The sequence below is a fragment of the Shewanella sp. SM21 genome (genome assembly GCF_025654335.1).
Classification (GTDB): Bacteria; Pseudomonadota; Gammaproteobacteria; order Enterobacterales; family Shewanellaceae; genus Shewanella; species Shewanella oncorhynchi.
Map to the genome: position 1 here is coordinate 146,779 of NZ_JAKKRL010000007.1, position 16,701 is coordinate 163,479.

At 44.9% G+C, this 16,701-nt stretch carries 16 protein-coding genes; 2 read left to right on the forward strand and 14 right to left on the reverse strand.

Features of this window, described 5'->3' with window-relative positions:
- Positions 1 to 118: 118 nt before the first annotated feature.
- From L5L94_RS11110 to yceD, 10 genes are all read right to left on the reverse strand, one after another.
- Positions 119 to 598, reverse strand: coding sequence for an acyl-CoA thioesterase (locus L5L94_RS11110; protein WP_105252855.1), 480 nt, complete (start codon positions 596 to 598; stop codon positions 119 to 121).
- Between the two features lie 117 nt (positions 599 to 715).
- Positions 716 to 1,084: a hypothetical protein gene (locus tag L5L94_RS11115; protein ID WP_028760367.1), complete on the reverse strand. Its 369-nt coding sequence runs from the start codon at positions 1,082 to 1,084 to the stop codon at positions 716 to 718.
- Positions 1,085 to 1,316: 232 nt separating this feature from the next.
- Entirely contained in the window at positions 1,317 to 2,555 is a 1,239-nt protein-coding gene (fabF, locus tag L5L94_RS11120) for a beta-ketoacyl-ACP synthase II (protein ID WP_006087466.1), read from the reverse strand.
- A 236-nt stretch (positions 2,556 to 2,791) separates the two neighbouring features.
- Positions 2,792 to 3,025, reverse strand: a complete 234-nt coding sequence (acpP, locus tag L5L94_RS11125; RefSeq protein ID WP_006081231.1) for an acyl carrier protein — start codon at positions 3,023 to 3,025, stop codon at positions 2,792 to 2,794.
- Positions 3,026 to 3,189: 164 nt separating this feature from the next.
- On the reverse strand, positions 3,190 to 3,936 hold the full coding sequence (gene fabG / locus L5L94_RS11130; protein ID WP_006081230.1) for a 3-oxoacyl-ACP reductase FabG: 747 nt from the start codon (positions 3,934 to 3,936) through the stop codon (positions 3,190 to 3,192).
- 9 nt (positions 3,937 to 3,945) lie between these two features.
- Positions 3,946 to 4,872, reverse strand: coding sequence for an ACP S-malonyltransferase (gene fabD / locus L5L94_RS11135; RefSeq protein ID WP_113938794.1), 927 nt, complete (start codon positions 4,870 to 4,872; stop codon positions 3,946 to 3,948).
- Positions 4,873 to 4,934: 62 nt separating this feature from the next.
- Entirely contained in the window at positions 4,935 to 5,894 is a 960-nt protein-coding gene (locus L5L94_RS11140; RefSeq protein WP_028760369.1) for a beta-ketoacyl-ACP synthase III, read from the reverse strand.
- Positions 5,895 to 5,903: 9 nt separating this feature from the next.
- Positions 5,904 to 6,932 (reverse strand): phosphate acyltransferase PlsX, encoded by a 1,029-nt coding sequence (plsX, locus tag L5L94_RS11145; RefSeq protein WP_028760370.1) that lies wholly within the window; start codon positions 6,930 to 6,932, stop codon positions 5,904 to 5,906.
- 15 nt (positions 6,933 to 6,947) lie between these two features.
- Complete coding sequence (gene rpmF, locus L5L94_RS11150; protein ID WP_006081226.1) at positions 6,948 to 7,118, reverse strand: 50S ribosomal protein L32; 171 nt, start codon at positions 7,116 to 7,118, stop codon at positions 6,948 to 6,950.
- A 16-nt stretch (positions 7,119 to 7,134) separates the two neighbouring features.
- On the reverse strand, positions 7,135 to 7,659 hold the full coding sequence (yceD, locus tag L5L94_RS11155; protein ID WP_028760371.1) for a 23S rRNA accumulation protein YceD: 525 nt from the start codon (positions 7,657 to 7,659) through the stop codon (positions 7,135 to 7,137).
- A 262-nt stretch (positions 7,660 to 7,921) separates the two neighbouring features.
- On the opposite strand from yceD, the gene L5L94_RS11160 reads away from it, so the two are divergent.
- The gene (locus L5L94_RS11160) at positions 7,922 to 8,506 is read left to right on the forward strand and encodes a Maf family protein (protein ID WP_263163164.1); all 585 of its coding nucleotides are present in this window, start codon (positions 7,922 to 7,924) and stop codon (positions 8,504 to 8,506) included.
- A 163-nt stretch (positions 8,507 to 8,669) separates the two neighbouring features.
- On the opposite strand, the gene L5L94_RS11165 is transcribed toward L5L94_RS11160, so the two are convergent.
- Positions 8,670 to 9,389: an HAD family hydrolase gene (locus tag L5L94_RS11165; RefSeq protein ID WP_263163166.1), complete on the reverse strand. Its 720-nt coding sequence runs from the start codon at positions 9,387 to 9,389 to the stop codon at positions 8,670 to 8,672.
- Positions 9,390 to 9,411: 22 nt separating this feature from the next.
- Positions 9,412 to 10,371: a 23S rRNA pseudouridine(955/2504/2580) synthase RluC gene (rluC, locus tag L5L94_RS11170; RefSeq protein ID WP_263163167.1), complete on the reverse strand. Its 960-nt coding sequence runs from the start codon at positions 10,369 to 10,371 to the stop codon at positions 9,412 to 9,414.
- Between the two features lie 542 nt (positions 10,372 to 10,913).
- On the opposite strand from rluC, the gene rne reads away from it, so the two are divergent.
- Complete coding sequence (gene rne, locus L5L94_RS11175; RefSeq protein ID WP_263163169.1) at positions 10,914 to 14,354, forward strand: ribonuclease E; 3,441 nt, start codon at positions 10,914 to 10,916, stop codon at positions 14,352 to 14,354.
- Positions 14,355 to 15,357: 1,003 nt separating this feature from the next.
- Here rne and L5L94_RS11180 read toward each other — a convergent pair.
- On the reverse strand, positions 15,358 to 15,567 hold the full coding sequence (locus L5L94_RS11180; RefSeq protein WP_011789734.1) for a cold-shock protein: 210 nt from the start codon (positions 15,565 to 15,567) through the stop codon (positions 15,358 to 15,360).
- Between the two features lie 307 nt (positions 15,568 to 15,874).
- The gene (rlmA, locus tag L5L94_RS11185; protein ID WP_263163171.1) at positions 15,875 to 16,690 is read right to left on the reverse strand and encodes a 23S rRNA (guanine(745)-N(1))-methyltransferase; all 816 of its coding nucleotides are present in this window, start codon (positions 16,688 to 16,690) and stop codon (positions 15,875 to 15,877) included.
- Positions 16,691 to 16,701: the final 11 nt, after the last annotated feature.

The window sequence follows — 16,701 nt, forward strand, 5'->3', positions numbered from 1 at the left end:
CGCAGTTTAACATCCATCAACGGTAACGTCAGAGTGAAATCGGAGCGAGTGATAAACGCACTTTTCGCTAAAAACAACAAAGGCGCCTTAAGCGCCTTTGTTGATTTAATTTATGGGGCTATTTCACCACATGGGCTTCCATTTCGGCGCCAATCTTTTTACGCATTTCCATCAAGCGCAGTGCAGAATCCCGCAAATGAATATCATGTTCCGTCTGTGGTATCCACTCAGGCACAGGCGTAGGTAGGCCATCTTCATCAACTGCTACCATGATCACAATACAATGGGTGGTGAGATGACGCTCAGAAACTTTAGGATCCCCTGCTCGTACATCGATACCGATATGCATAGAGGTTTTACCCGTATAAATCACTTTTGCGCTGACTTCAACGATATTGCCCACCAAAATGGGTTGCACAAAACGAATACCGCCCGCATAAGCAGTAATACAATATTTACCGCTCCAGCCCGCTGCACAGGCATAGGCCGCGAGATCGATCCACTTCATCACAGCGCCGCCGTGAACTTTACCACCAAAATTCACATCCGCAGGCTCTGACAAAAATCTCAGGGTACTTTGTCTATCTATACCAGCCATATAACCTCAACTTATTCAGCCACTGTGGCTCAATGTTTCGTGCAATAGGCTGAGTTTACGATAGAAAGCGCCATTAGCGTAAAAATAATTACGATTGACCTCGTCAAAAAATTCGATTTAACCAAAGTGGCTAATAAGCACGCAGCAAAGCAATAAACTCGGCAACGCTAAACGATAAATCCATAGCTGAAATTCACTACTGACGAAACGCGTACCCTTAGCAAAAGTGTAAACGCCTAAGCCAAACATAAAGAAACCAAGCACTTCGAGGCCCGAAGACATATTGCTATCGCCACCGACGTTAATCGCCGTCACCAATAAGGCAAACCAAACCACCACGTAAGCAGCGATTGCTAAGGTAAAAGTCTTGATCCCAATGTCCATGTTTGGATGCCACACTTTAAACTCACCGCGGATCAATTCGGTCAGATTGGCAGTTAATGCGCCAATGAGGGGAACAAGCGGGATCACCGCGGGATTTAACATGACACACTCCATTAAGATTGAATATGTCTGTCATTATCTGTGGTCATTAGAATTAAACAAGCTTGATGAACAAATGTTAACACTATGGATATCATACAGTTAGAAAGTGACATCTATCACAATAAAGCTATAAGATAACGGAGTTCAACTCACATGAGCAATGAATTTGACCTATAAAAAATGCGCCCTCAGGCGCATTTTTTCACTGTTTTTTACACCATAAATGCGTGTTTTACACTTTCTTGAACAGTAATGAACCGTTAGTCCCACCAAAACCGAAGGAGTTACACAGAGCGTAATCCATCTTCACGTCACGGGCTGTATGGGCAACAAAATCTAAGTCACAACCTTCATCTGGATTATCCAAGTTGATGGTTGGCGGTACGGCTTGGTCGCGCAGTGCTAGCAAAGTGAAAATTGCTTCAACCGCACCCGCAGCACCTAACAGGTGACCCGTCATCGATTTAGTCGAGCTAACCAGTACTTTATAAGCGTGGTCGCCAAATACTGACTTAACCGCTGCCGCTTCCGCTTTATCACCCGCTGGCGTCGACGTACCGTGGGCATTGATATAACCAATTTGCTCCAGTGATAACTTAGCATCATTAATAGCATTGACCATAGCAGCCGCAGCGCCTGCTCCGTCACTTGGAGGTGATGTCATGTGGAACGCATCACCGCTCATACCAAAACCGACTAATTCGCCGTAAATGGTTGCACCGCGCGCTTTTGCGTGTTCGTACTCTTCCATCACCATCACACCAGCGCCATCACCGATCACAAAACCATCACGGTCTTTATCCCATGGACGGCTCGCCGCAGTAGGATCGTCATTGCGTGTCGATAACGCTTTCGCTGCACCAAAACCTGCCACGCCTAAAGGAGAAGTGACATCCTCAGCACCGCCCGCAACCATCACGTCTGCATCGCCATAGGCAATGGTACGCGCCGCGAAACCGATATTATGCACACCCGTAGTACAAGCGGTCGTCACGGCAAAGTTTGGCCCTTTCATGCCAAACATGATCGACAAGTGGCCCGAAATCATATTGATGATGGTACTAGGTACGAAAAAAGGAGAAACCTTACGCGGGCCACCATTCATCAATGCGCTGTGACCTTGTTCAATCAACCACATACCGCCCATACCCGCACCAATAGCAGTACCGACACGACCAGGGTTTTCTTTACTCATGTCCAGACCTGAGTCTTGGATAGCTTGGATGCCAGCCGCCATACCGTATTGAATAAAGAGGTCCATCTTACGGGCGTCTTTTTTCGTTACGTATTGCTCAACATCGAAATCTTTTACTGAACCACTGAAACGAGTGGTAAATTCACTGGCATCAAATTTGGTTATCGGTGCAATACCACTCTTACCCGAAAGCAAAGCCTTCCAAGTAGTATCGACAGTATTGCCCACTGGAGTTACTAACCCCAAACCGGTTACCACTACACGACGTTTAGACACGGCAGTCACCTTTAAATGCTAATTTGTTAATTCAGATAGAGGACACAGGGTTTTCTATCATTAGACAATTTCTTAAATAATTTTTATTTAGAAAAATTCGCCAATCTGCGGCGAGCATCTCGTGGATAACAATTAAAACACGATCCAGAGACGATTGAATGGCACGGAGGCAGAATTTGACGGGGGTAAAACAAAAACAGGCGGCAAAAATGCCGCCTGTCTTCAAGAATTCAGAATTACTGATTCTTAGAAACGTAGTCGATCGCTGCTTGAACAGTAGTGATCTTTTCAGCTTCTTCATCAGGGATCTCGGTATCAAACTCTTCTTCCAGAGCCATAACCAACTCAACAGTGTCCAGAGAATCTGCACCCAGATCGTCAACGAAAGATGCCGCTGGCTTAACGTCTTCTTCTTTAACGCCCAGTTGCTCTACAATGATTTTCTTTACACGTTCTTCGATGTTGCTCATTAGTTTTCTTTCCTATTCAAATTACGCACTTGCGTAAGATTGCGAGTAGTTTATTAGATTTGGCTGACAATGCAAGCTTAGTTTTCGTGGTCTAACCACGAAATTTCACTATCAATTGATACAGATCACTACTCAGTTGCGACAGAAATCCCTGCCATTCGCCCTTAAACCATGTACATGCCGCCATTCACATGCAAAGTTTCGCCTGTGATGTAAGCGGCTGAGTCCGAGGCCAAAAAGAGCACTGCATTGGCAATTTCTTGCGCTTGCCCTAATCGTTCCATCGGAACCTGTGACATGATAGCTTTTTGCTGCTCTTCGGTCAGCTCATCTGTCATATCGGTCTGGATAAATCCAGGAGCGATAGCATTAACTGTAATTTGACGAGATGCAACCTCTCTTGCAAGAGATTTTGTAAATCCAATCAAACCCGCCTTTGCTGCCGAGTAGTTAACTTGACCTGCATTGCCCATGGTGCCTACCACTGAACCGATATTGATGATTCGGCCAAAGCGCTTTTTCATCATGGTACGCATCACAGGTTTTGACAGTCTAAATAACGATGTCAGGTTGGTGTCGATAATATCCTGCCATTCATCATCTTTCATCCGCATCAGCAGATTATCACGGGTTATACCCGCGTTGTTGACTAGAATATCAACATCACCCGCTTTTTCTTTGATCGAGGCGAATAAATGTGTAACAGATTCACTATCTGTGACATTAAGCACTAAACCAAAACCTTTGTCACCCAGATATTCTTGGATCGCCGCAGCGCCCTTCTCACTGGTTGCGGTTCCAATAACCACGGCGCCCGCTTCGACCAATGTCTCAGCGATCGCACGGCCAATACCGCGGCTCGCACCTGTCACCAAAGCCACTTTGCCTGTTAAATTCAGGTTGAAACTCATATAAACTCCTTACTCAGTTAATGCTGCTAATGAAGCAACATCATTAACCGCTTGGGCTGATAGTGATTTATTAATTCGTTTTGCTAATCCTGTCAATACTTTACCAGGACCGCATTCCACCAGTTGGGTAATGCCTTTTTGGGCCATTAGCTCAACAGTTTCGCTCCAGCGGACAGGACAATATAACTGACGCACTAACGCATCTTTAATGTCATCAGCAGAGGTGGGTGATGCCACATCAACGTTATTAATCACAGTAATTGTTGGGGTATTAAACTGTACATCGTTTAATGCCACGGCCAGTTTATCCGCCGCAGGTTTCATTAATGCACAGTGTGATGGCACGCTGACAGGTAGAGCCACCGCCATTTTAGCGCCTGCTGCTTTACAAGCTGCTGCAGCGCGCTCAACTGCGTCTTTTTGACCTGCAATGACCACTTGACCAGGACTGTTAAAGTTAACTGGACTCACCACGTCCCCTTGAGCCACTTCGGCGCAGGCATTAGCGATACTCTCGTTGTCCAAACCGATAATCGCATACATAGCCCCCGTGCCAGCTGGAACCGCTTGCTGCATCAGTTGACCACGTAATTCCACCAACTTAATCGCATCTTTAAAATCCATCACACCCGCGCAAACTAAAGCAGAATACTCGCCTAAGCTGTGACCCGCGAGTATAGCTGGCATAGGTTTGCCTGAAGCCACGTAGGTACGCCAAATCGCCACGCTCGCCGCTAACAGGGCTGGTTGAGTTTTATCGGTTTCATTTAAGCTTTCAACAGGACCTTGCTGAACCAATGCCCACAGATCATAACCTAAGACGTCACTCGCCTCAGCAAAGGTTTGTCCAACAACAGCATGAGATTCGGCAAGCTCGGCTAACATGCCTAGGGCTTGTGAACCTTGACCCGGAAATACAAAAGCAACATTTTCCATATTCAAATTACCTATGGCTAACTTAATTTATTGAAAAATCATGTGGAACACACATGTAGAACTTAGAAACGAATGAGCGCACTGCCCCACGCAAAACCAGCACCAAAGGCCTCAAGCAGCAGTAGTTGTCCGCGCTGAATACGGCCATCACGTACGGCTTCATCCAATGCAATGGGCACTGACGCGGCAGAAGTATTACCGTGTTTAGCTAAGGTCAATACGACTTTATCAAGGCTCATATCGAGCTTTTTAGCGGTAGCATTGATAATTCGGAAGTTGGCTTGATGTGGCACTAACCAGTCAATTTCTGACTTATCGATATTGTTAATGCGTAACGTCTCAGTCACGACATGGGACAATTGAGTCACAGCCACTTTAAAGACATCGTTGCCTTTCATGGTCATAAAACCGACCGCTTCAGAGGTTTCGCCTTTACGTGGTGGGAAAGCGCATTTCAATAAGTCGCCTTGGCGACCATCGGCATAAATATGGGTCGAAATGATCCCTGGCGTTTCGGATGCGCCTATCACAACAGCGCCCGCACCATCACCAAATAAAATAATAGTTGAACGATCTTCTGGCTCACATAAGCGAGACAGTACATCGGCACCAATCACTAATACTTTTTTAGCCGCGCCCGTTTTTACAAATTGATCGGCAACAGATAAAGCATAAACAAAGCCTGAACACGCCGCTGCGATATCAAAAGCTGGAATGGTATGCACGCCAAGCATGGCTTGAATTTCACAGGCCGCAGCCGGAAAAGCATTGGGAGCACTGGTGGTGCCGCAAACGATCATGTCTAAATCTGATGCTTCTATGCCAGCCATTTCTAGCGCTTTTAATGCCGCTTGGTAGCCCATAGTTGAAACGGTTTCATCGAAAGCCGCAATGCGACGTTCTGATATACCTGTACGTTCAACAATCCATTGGTCAGTGGTTTCCACCATTTTTTCCAAATCTTGATTGCTACGCACCTGCACCGGTAGATAACTACCAGTTCCGAGAATTTTTGTATGCATAAGGAGGGATCAGTTATTTATATCTAAAAGAATCGACTCCAAACGATCTTTTATCATTTCAGGGAGTCGACGTTGAGCTTCCGTTACTGCCAAACTAATTGCTTGTAAATAGGCAGTTTCATCCGCGTTTCCATGGCTTTTTACAACTATTCCGCGCAATCCTATCAGACTTGCACCGTTATAGTGGTCGGGGTTCATCTGACTAAGCACCGCCTGGATACGAGGGGCGATAAGTTTAGCCAGAAAACGAACGAATAAACCTTGGGTTAGTCCCCGTTTTAACTGATGTACTAATAACTTGGCAATACCTTCTGAGGTCTTGAGCGTGATGTTACCCACAAACCCATCACAAACAATCACATCCACATTACCGGAATAGATTTCATCCCCTTCGATAAAACCTGTGTAATTGATTTGTTCTGTGTGTTGCAGCAACTGCGCGGCTTGCTGAACTTGGTCATTACCTTTAATTTCTTCAACGCCCACATTGAGCAAGGCGACTTTTGGCCGAGATTTCTTATCTACCGCTTCGCACAGGACTGAGCCCATCACGGCAAATTGAAATAAGGTTTCCGAGTCACAGGAAATATTCGCGCCCAAATCCAACAAATAAACCGGTTTTTGAGTCACCGCAGGTAAACAACTGACTAATGCAGGTCGATCAACACCAGGCAAGGTCTTCAGCAATACTTTCGCCATTGCCATCAGCGCCCCTGTGTTACCGGCACTTACACACGCTTGTGCGCGGTCGTCACGCACTAACTCAATAGCCAATCGCATGGAACTGTTTTTACGTGTACGCAAGGCATGCACAGGCCTATCGGACATACTAACGACTTCATCGGTATGAATGATTTCTATGCGCGAAAGTAAACTCGCTTCGGCTTGACGTAGATAGACATCAATTTCAGTCTTGTCACCGACTAAAATGATTTTAAGAAAAGAATGTAATTGTAGTGCCCGCAAGGCTGCAGGCACCGTGACGTGGGGGCCATGATCACCACCCATTGCATCTAACGCAAGCGTCAGATTCGTCATTAGGAAACCAACAAATTACTTGTTGATTACCTTTTTACCGCGATAGAAGCCATCTGCAGTCACATTGTGACGCATATGGATTTCACCGCTGGTAGCGTCTACAGACAGCTGAGCAGTGCTCAGTGCGTCATGTGAACGGCGCATTCCGCGCTTTGAACGTGATTTTTTGTTCTGTTGTACAGCCATTGGCCTGTCTCCTCGATTACTTGCTCTTCAGTTTTTCTAACACTGCAAACGGATTTGGACGCTCCTCTTGAGCGGGTTCTATCTCGCCTACAACCATGTCTTTAGATCCTGCACTGCAATCAATTTCTTGATGCATTGGGATTATCGGCATAGCGACTATCAATTCATCTTCGATCAATTGATGTAGACGCACTTCGCCAATTTCATTGCACTCAATTGGGTCATACGCATCCGGGAGCTCATCGATTTCTGCCTTAGTCCGACATGGACCAAAACAAAACTCGACCGTAACCTCAGTGGTAAATAGTGTCATGCAACGTTGACATATCAGAGTGAGCTCCGTCACAGCCTTCCCTTTCAGGTAGACTATCCCCTGTAAATCTACGCCACATTCAAGCGACACTGCCACATCGGAACAGTCGCCGGCACATAACTCAGTTAATCTTTTCAGTTGCACACCAGGAACAACGCCCTGATAAACTAGGCGACTCGAGGCGGCGCGAAATGGATCAATTGAAACCGGTATCTTTACTGTTTGCATAAGGCGCGCATATTATAGTTTGAAAACGCTAGAGTCAAAGAAAAAATGCTAACTTAAGTCCCAGTTTGCGACTTAAGCCTTTCCCCTGCCCCAACATTGAAATTGACGGAAGCGAAATAGTACCCAAGCATGGGACCGCATACAAGCGCAAGCCGCCTAAAATAGTCGCATTCATTGAAAAGAAACCGTAAAAGACGAAACTCTTGTACTCTCTCGCATTGATTGGTCACAATATGAGTCACTCTTTTGCGGATATCTCATTATGCCAACCCCATTAATCTTAGCTTCGACGTCTGTATATCGACAATCTTTACTGCAAAAACTCGGGTTACCCTTCGAATGCTGCAATCCTAATATTGACGAAACAGCGTATCTCGAAGAATCGGCCCATGCTTTAGTGCTGCGATTAGCCAAAGCAAAAGCCGTCGCGGGAGCAGAACAATTCCCCGATGGTCTGATTATTGGTTCCGATCAAGTTGCCGTCATTGATGACAAGATTATCGGTAAACCCCATCATTTTAATAATGCCGTCGCGCAGCTCACTCAAGCCTCAGGCAAGGCCATCACCTTTTATACTGGTCTTGCACTCTATAATGCCAAAACTGGCGCTATGACCGCTGAGGTTGAACCCTTTACGGTTCATTTTAGGCACCTTAGCCATGCGCAGATTGTGGCCTACGTAGAAAAGGAAGAGCCCTACTACTGTGCAGGCAGTTTTAAGAGCGAAGGTTTAGGTATCGCGTTATTTACAGAGCTCGAAGGTCGCGATCCCAATACCTTAGTTGGCTTACCACTGATATTACTGACGGAAATGCTGTTAGCCCAAGGTGTAGACGTTCTCGCTTAAACGTTTGCCAAGGCTTTGCTCTGTTTATTGAATCGATGACGCGCATTAAAAATACTGGGCTACAGAGTCGTTTCATCGACAAGAAGACGAGACGTAAATAAAAGTGATAAGGAAGTCTCATGCGCAGCGGCATGTATTGCCGCTCCAGCATTAAATAGCAGTGTTAGAGGTATTGCAGTAATTGCTTTGGTGAATCTATCAAGGCGATAGGTTTTGCCAGCAGCAACTTGTCGGCACTGTGGGCGCCATAGGTCACGCCAACGCTATCAATCCCGGCATTGGCCGCCATGGTCAAATCCAGCAGAGAATCACCCACCATTAAGGCTCGGTTCGGGGCAATATTCAATTCTTTCAGCAAACTTGAGATCATTTCAGGATGGGGTTTGCTGTGCACTTCATCGGCGCAGCGTGATGCAACAAAGTATCGACCTAAGCCTGTTTGCTCAAAGACGCGATCAAGTCCCGCACGGGCTTTACCAGTTGCGACGGCTAACTTATAGCCTTGGCTATGCAAGTCATCAATTAACGCTGGAGTTTGTACAAACAAGGGCGTTGGCGTGGTGTCTAAATGCAAATATTGTGCTTTAAACTCAGCGCGCATCTGCTGATATTGATCATTTTCGCCTTGGCTGAATGCATTATTAGAATGCTGCTGATGCTGAGAATTGGCAGAAGAAGCGCTGCAATTAAGCCCCTCAGGGAACAGGACTCGCAGCGCTTCTGTCATAGAAAGACCAATAATATCGCGAATGTCACTTTCAGTTGGGATAGGTAACTGCAATGCCTTAGCCATATTTTCAATACAAGTGATAATTTTACCGATGGAATCCATCAGAGTGCCATCCCAATCGAAAATCACTAAATCGTATTGCTTTATCTTCATCCTTGAAACCTATCCCCGTCGATTACGCACGCTTTAACTTATCGAGTAATTGCGACAAATTTTCATCTAAAGGCGCTGAAACCCGCATCACTTCATCATTTTCCGGATGAATGAACATCAATTCAGCAGCATGTAAAAAGAGTCGAGTTAAACCTAATGCACGCATGCTATCGTCAAACCCTTGCTCGCTGTACTTATCATCACAGGCGATAGGATGGCCAGCAAATTGGCAATGCACCCGAATTTGATGAGTACGTCCAGTGACAGGGCTTGCCTTTACTAAAGTACAACCTTGGTAACGCTGCATAATTTTAAAGCGTGTTTCTGAAGGCTTACCCTCAGCATTAACACGCACTATGCGCTCACCCGATTTAAGGGTGATTTTCAATAAAGGCTGTTTAACGGCTTTATCTTGAGCAGACCATTCACCTTTAACTAAGGCCAAATAGTCTTTCTGCATCTTTTTATACCGAAGCTGATCATGCAGATGTTTAAGCGCGCTACGCTTTTTCGCCACCAACAACACACCCGAAGTATCTTTATCGAGACGATGTACTAGCTCTAAAAACTTTTGTTGAGGACGCAGTGAACGCAATGCTTCGATCACACCGTAATCGACTCCACTACCACCATGCACGGCAATGCCAGCCGGTTTATTCAGCACGATCAAATGATTGTCTTCATGCAAAATACGATCTTCGAGTTGCGAGACTTTACTTAAGTTCGCCGATGGTGCGGTACGGTTATCCGGCTCTGCCACTCGGACTGGCGGAATACGTACTATGTCGCCAATCTGCAACTTGTACTCGGGTTTGATGCGTTTCTTATTCACTCGAACCTCGCCCTTGCGGACAATGCGATAGATCATGCTTTTCGGCACGCCCTTCAGCTTGGTCATTAAGTAGTTATCGATACGCTGTTCGAAGTGATCTTCATCAATCGTGATCAACTGAACCTGTTGTGAGGTGGATTCTATATTCATGATGCGCCATCTAATTATAACGGTCGCCATTGTACAACAACTGAGAAGAATTGTGCCTTTCCATTGCTGAATTTTTTGATTATTGCTATATTTCACCAGCGATTAGGGATAAGCCGTGAATAAAGTGTTCACAACGCCCTGATCCCAAGCGGAAAATTTAACGGATAAAAAAAGATTTTCTTGATAGCAAATCATTGATTTGCAAATCGTATATAGAGTAAAAATACCACAAATGCGTTTTTTACGATTAAATCGAGAAAGTCACCTTACTTTAATAAGGTTTACCCTAGGTTTTCCTCCCCGATTTCGAAGGATATTTTAACTTGTCGTCAGACAAACCGATTCGACTTGGGCATTACCGGAACGAAACTAAAGAATTTATGGGGTTGGTTGATGTTTTACAACGAATTCCTTGTTTTTGTAATCATTAAAAAATAAGCCATAAATAGGATGCGACACGCAGCGACTGCGTCTAACAGTAATGCGCACCTCTTGCCTAGCCACCAGCCGTGAGGCTCAGTTGACCTACTGCTAGGCCCGTAATGCAGCGAAGCGCGATGTTTGATGACCTCTATTTAAAGAAGAATGACGTCATCATGAAACGTATGTTAATCAATGCAACTCAATCAGAAGAGTTGCGTGTTGCCCTTGTTGATGGGCAACAACTGTATGATCTAGACATTGAAAGCCCAGGTCATGAGCAAAAAAAATCAAACATTTACAAAGGTAAAATTACCCGCGTAGAACCGTCTTTAGAAGCCGCTTTCGTCGACTACGGCGCCGATCGTCACGGCTTTTTGCCACTGAAAGAAATCGCTAGAGAATATTTCCCGAAGGGATATTCGTTCCAAGGTCGCCCAAATATCAAAGAAGTGGTCAGTGAAGGACAGGAAGTTATTGTCCAAATTGACAAAGAAGAACGCGGCAATAAAGGTGCAGCCTTAACGACCTTCATTAGCCTTGCAGGCTCTTACTTAGTATTAATGCCAAACAATCCACGTGCTGGCGGGATTTCTCGTCGTATCGAAGGTGATGAACGCACTGAGCTAAAAGAAGCGATGGCTGACTTAGAAGTGCCTGCGGGCATGGGTCTTATCGTGCGTACTGCGGGTGTAGGCAAAGAATCTGCCGAGTTAAAGTGGGACTTAAAAGTTCTACAACACCACTGGGCGGCGATCACCGAAGCTTCACAAGTTAAAGGCGCACCTTTCTTAATTCACCAAGAAAGCAATGTGATAGTTCGCGCTATTCGTGACTATTTACGCCGTGACGTGGGCGAAATCCTCATCGATCATCCACGTATTTTTGAAGAAGCGAAGCAACATATCGCCTTAGTTCGCCCTGATTTCGTTGAGCGCGTAAAACTGTACGAAGCTGAAGTGCCATTATTCACTCACTTCCAAATCGAATCACAAATTGAATCCGCCTTCCAACGCGAAGTACGTCTGCCATCTGGCGGTTCGATTGTTATCGACCCAACTGAAGCGTTAACCTCAATCGATATCAACTCTGCCCGTGCCACTAAAGGCGGCGATATTGAAGAAACAGCACTTAACACTAACCTCGAAGCCGCCGATGAAATTGCCCGTCAATTGCGTCTCCGCGACTTAGGTGGCTTAGTGGTTATCGACTTTATCGATATGACGCCAGTGCGTCATCAGCGTGAAGTTGAAAACCGTTTACGTGATGCTGTGCACCATGATCGTGCTCGCGTGCAGTTAGGTCGCATTTCTCGTTTCGGTTTGATGGAAATGTCGCGTCAACGTCTGCGTCCCTCTTTAGAAGAATCTGCAGCGCATATCTGCCCTCGCTGTCATGGCCAAGGCACGATTCGCAGTACCGAGTCTTTAGCACTGTCAATTTTACGTTTGATGGAAGAAGAAGCCATCAAAGAAAACACCTCACAAATCGAAGCGATTGTGCCTGTGGATGTTGCAGCTTTCTTGTTAAACGAGAAACGCAAAGCCATTCGCATCACAGAACAGCGTCACGATGTTGAAGTGTATGTGATACCTGACGCACACATGATGACGCCTGATTACCGCGTGATCCGTCACCGTAGTGATGATGAAATCAGTGAATCAAGCTATAAGCGTATAGAGCATCCTGAAGCCAAATTGTATGAGCCACGCAAACTGGAACGTACTGCGGCGCCTATTCCGGCATTAAAAGGTTTTGCAGCGCCACAAAAAGTAGAACAAGCCCCATCACCAACGGTGAAAGTTGAAGCGCCACAACCTGGCTTCTTCAGCAAGCTTGTGAGTGCAATCAGTGCCATGTTTGCGCCAAGTGAAAAAGCTGAACCCGTAAAAGTTGTTGAAACTAAAGCAACTGATACCAGTGCGGCTAACGCAAATCGCCGTAACCGTCGTAATGACACTCGCCGCCCACGCAATGCCCAAGATGCCGACAAAGCAAAAGAAGGCACTCGTGAGCCGCGTAGCCGCAATCCAAAAAAGCCGACTGATGCAGTAGTCAGCACACAAGAACGTCCAGTACGCGAAAAAGAAGAAGCGGCTAAACGTCCAGCTAAAGCTGAACCGAAGCCACGCGTACAAGCGCCAAAAGATGTTGTTGCCGACATTGAAGCAGATGATGCCCCTAAGCAAGAAGTCGCCCGCGAGCGTCGTCAGCGCCGTAACATGCGTCGTAAGGTGCGTATCGATAATGGCCATAATACGCCAGATAATGCGATCCCAATTGCACCTGAAGATGCAGCAGAAGTGTTAGCGGAAATTGCAGCCCTTAACGCCGCAGCGGCAAGTACTATCAGTGTTAATGCCAAAGCTGAAGTCATTGCCCAAACGCCAGTAGAAACTAAAGCGCCAAGAACACGTCGCCAGCCTCGTAAGGAAGCTGCACCTGCTCAAGAAGCGCAAGAAAATATTGTGCTAGAAGAGGCAACTGTAATTTCTACTGTAGTAGAAACACCTGCGGTTGATGCTATTAACGTAGCTGAAAACACCTTGGTTGACACAGCAGCTCATACTGTAGCAGCGGATGCAGTATCGCAAGATAGCGAAGTTGATGCAGACAACGAAAATGCTAATGCTGATGATCAATCAAAACGCGAGCAAAGAGATGGTCAACGTCGTAGCCGTCGTAGTCCTCGCCACCTTCGTGCAGCGGGTCAACGTCGTCGTCGCGACGAAGATGACCAAGGGACATCAACGCCAGCGCAATTCGTTCCTAATGACGAATTAGGTGCGGACCAAGAGTACCCAAGCGAAATCGTCAGTGTTCGAGTGGAAACTCCTGTTGTTGCAACTCAAACAACAGCGGTAACTGAACCGGCCGTTAAAACTGCTGACGTCGAAATAGCTGAAACAAGTTCAACTCCAGCTGTTGAAGCTCCTGCTGTTGTTAAAGTAGAAGCAAAAGTTGAGCCTCAGCCTCAAGCAAATGACGTTGCAGCAGTTGAAACTCAGCAAGTTGAAACTAAACCTGTTGTGACTAAAACCACTGAAACGAAAGCGGAAGAGCCAAAGGCTGCTGACGTAAAAGTTGACCTTGCGTCAATCGTTGAAACTCAGGTGACCAGCGTTACTGCTGAAGCCGTAGTCGTTGTAGTCCCATCAGTTGAAAGCTCAGTGACTAAATCAGTAGCAGTACCCAAAACTGAAGCAGCTAAAACCGAAACACTTGTCGAGCCAAGTGTTGCACCGAGCGCTGAAGTAAAAGAAGCCGTGAAAGCAACAGCCTCTGCGCCAATGGCCAGACCGGCTGCTATCGCTAAGCCTCAAGCCACAGTACAAACAGCTCCAACAACACCGCAAATCACGGATGCAGTTGTTGTCATCAAGCCGAAAGCGGCCAGCCGCTTTGGCTCTATGGTGTCTTCGGATATGACCAAGCCTGTCGTTGAAGTGAGAGAACAAGTGGCAGTCCCTAAAGGACGAGAGTATGAGAATACTGCGAACGAAGAGTCTACTGCCAAAATCAAACTCGCTAATGGTGCAGAGTCTGATATGGCACGTCCATAATCACTTAAGCTAAACCAGAAAAGCCATGCAATTGCATGGCTTTTTTATTTACACTTAATACTCCACAATATTTAAATTTAGCTCTATCCATTTTTCGGCTTAATCGTAGTCCCTTGAATAACATAACCCATCAAAAGATCCTCGGTATATAGTTCTCAACTTTAAGTATTCTTGTATTGTCACTAACGTCACATTAGAAGCAATAAACATGCTAACAAAATATTAGGCCAATACCGCCAGTAGAAAGGGCACTTAATCCATTTAGTGCTAACTGTAGACCTCTCCTTTATAAGTTAGGGAAACTAGTCGAGGGAGAACATTATTCCGCTATAAAGTAGCCGATAATTAAGTTGGATTAGCAACCTAAAGCTTCTGTCAGAAATGCTTAAATGTACGAAATGCAAGGCATCTCAATAGCAATATTCATTTTTTGGTCGGCTCCAAACTACATCATAAATAAGCTAGTGTTCTTTAATATCAAGCACTAAATGCTTTGCCAGCCTCAACTCTTTACTACAAGGCTTTCAGCCTTAGGTGCAGCTTAGTATATGTAGGATAACTAAGTGCAAGAAATGTAAATGCACCAATCATATTCGGCAACACCTGAAGCCACTGATTTACAAAAAATGAATGATTAGACACATTCGCGTTCGACATTGAATATAAGATTACGCAAAAAATAAACTCGATAAGAGCAAGCGTTAAGAGTTAGCATATAATGGAATTGAATGTTACAGGGGTAAAAATAAGGAGAGTGTATCAAATGGTTTTATTGAAAATTTTGGAGATATCAAAATTGGGATCTAACAGAGAAAGATTAGATGATTAACTTCAGATTTAAGCATTAAATTAATGCGACATGTTAAGTGGGTCTTGTCGCTTATACTGGATTCAACAATCTAAACTAAATGAAATCTTATTTTCGCACAAATAAAAAGAGCCACGGAATTAACCATAGCCCTTTAATCCATTGCTATTAGCTCTAGGCTAACAGCACTGAAAATTAACCAATGATAGTTACGTTTTCAGCTTGTGGACCTTTTTGACCTTGAGTCACAGTGAAAGACACTTTTTGGCCTTCATCAAGAGTTTTGAAACCGTCAGAGTTAATCGCACGGAAGTGTACGAATACATCTGGACCAGATTCTTGCTCAATGAATCCGAAACCTTTGTCAGAGTTGAACCACTTAACAACACCAGTAACTTGAGACATAATATAAATCCTGTAAATAAAAAATTAAAGCCTTAACGGCGGGTGGAGCTGGAAAATGCCGGTATTACTTATGTTTACAGGACGAACTGGTCGTATTGAACACATAAATATAAGCCCAACCTTCAAGCTGATAAGACTATAAACCATTCTAAAGATAAGTCAACACACTGCGACACTTTGGATTATTTATTTTGCCTAAATCTACTTTACGGTTTTGCAACCGGCTAGCAGAACACTAGGTTCATGCTGTTTAGCAAGTACAGTTAAGCATTTTAAATACTTTATTTCAATAGCTTAATCTTATCGCTTACTTTGAAATCCGATGCACTTCAATTTGGAAATCCAATTCACAGTTCAGTCCTTGCAACGCAAATGCTTGCTTTTGGGCATGAGTAAACTTCCAAGCATAGGGCGTCATTTCTAAAAAATGAGCAATATGTTCACTGTTTGCCAGTTCTAACTGGGAGATTAAGCGCTCCTGATGCAGACACTCAAATCCAGCAATATGCGCTGTGGAAACGGGATGTAATCTTGGCTCAGCATAAATTTGTTGTTTCAACGCAAAATGGTGTAAAGGTCCCGGAGAAACCGTTATCAGTAAGCCTCCATCAGCCATAATCCGTTGTAACTCTTCTACTTTTGAAGGGGCATAAATACGAATGGCAAGATCGACACTTTGGGATGCGATTGGCATTTCATAGGCACTTGCGACACAAAATTGCAAATTAGGGTAACGTTTAGCTGCATATTTAATTGCAGACTTAGAAATATCTATACCTTGTAAATTGCAATCATGGTGCTGGCTCAACACATAGAATAAACGTTGACTGTAGTACCCTTCCCCACAGCCTATATCGAGGATTTGTTTTGCTTCGGCACTAAACTCAAGCGCGAGCTCATTCACTCTATCACTCAAACCTTGATAGTAACCCGCGTTTAAAAATTCACGCCGAGCAAACATCATCTGTTTATTATCACCAGGATCTTTTGAGTTTTTCTTCTGTACAGGTAATAAGTTGACATAGCCTTCTTTGGCCATATCAAACTTATGTTGCTGTGAACAACCCCAAGTTCGCTCCGTTAACGTCAGTGGGGCGGCACACAGGGGACATAAATAATGCATAATGGACTCTT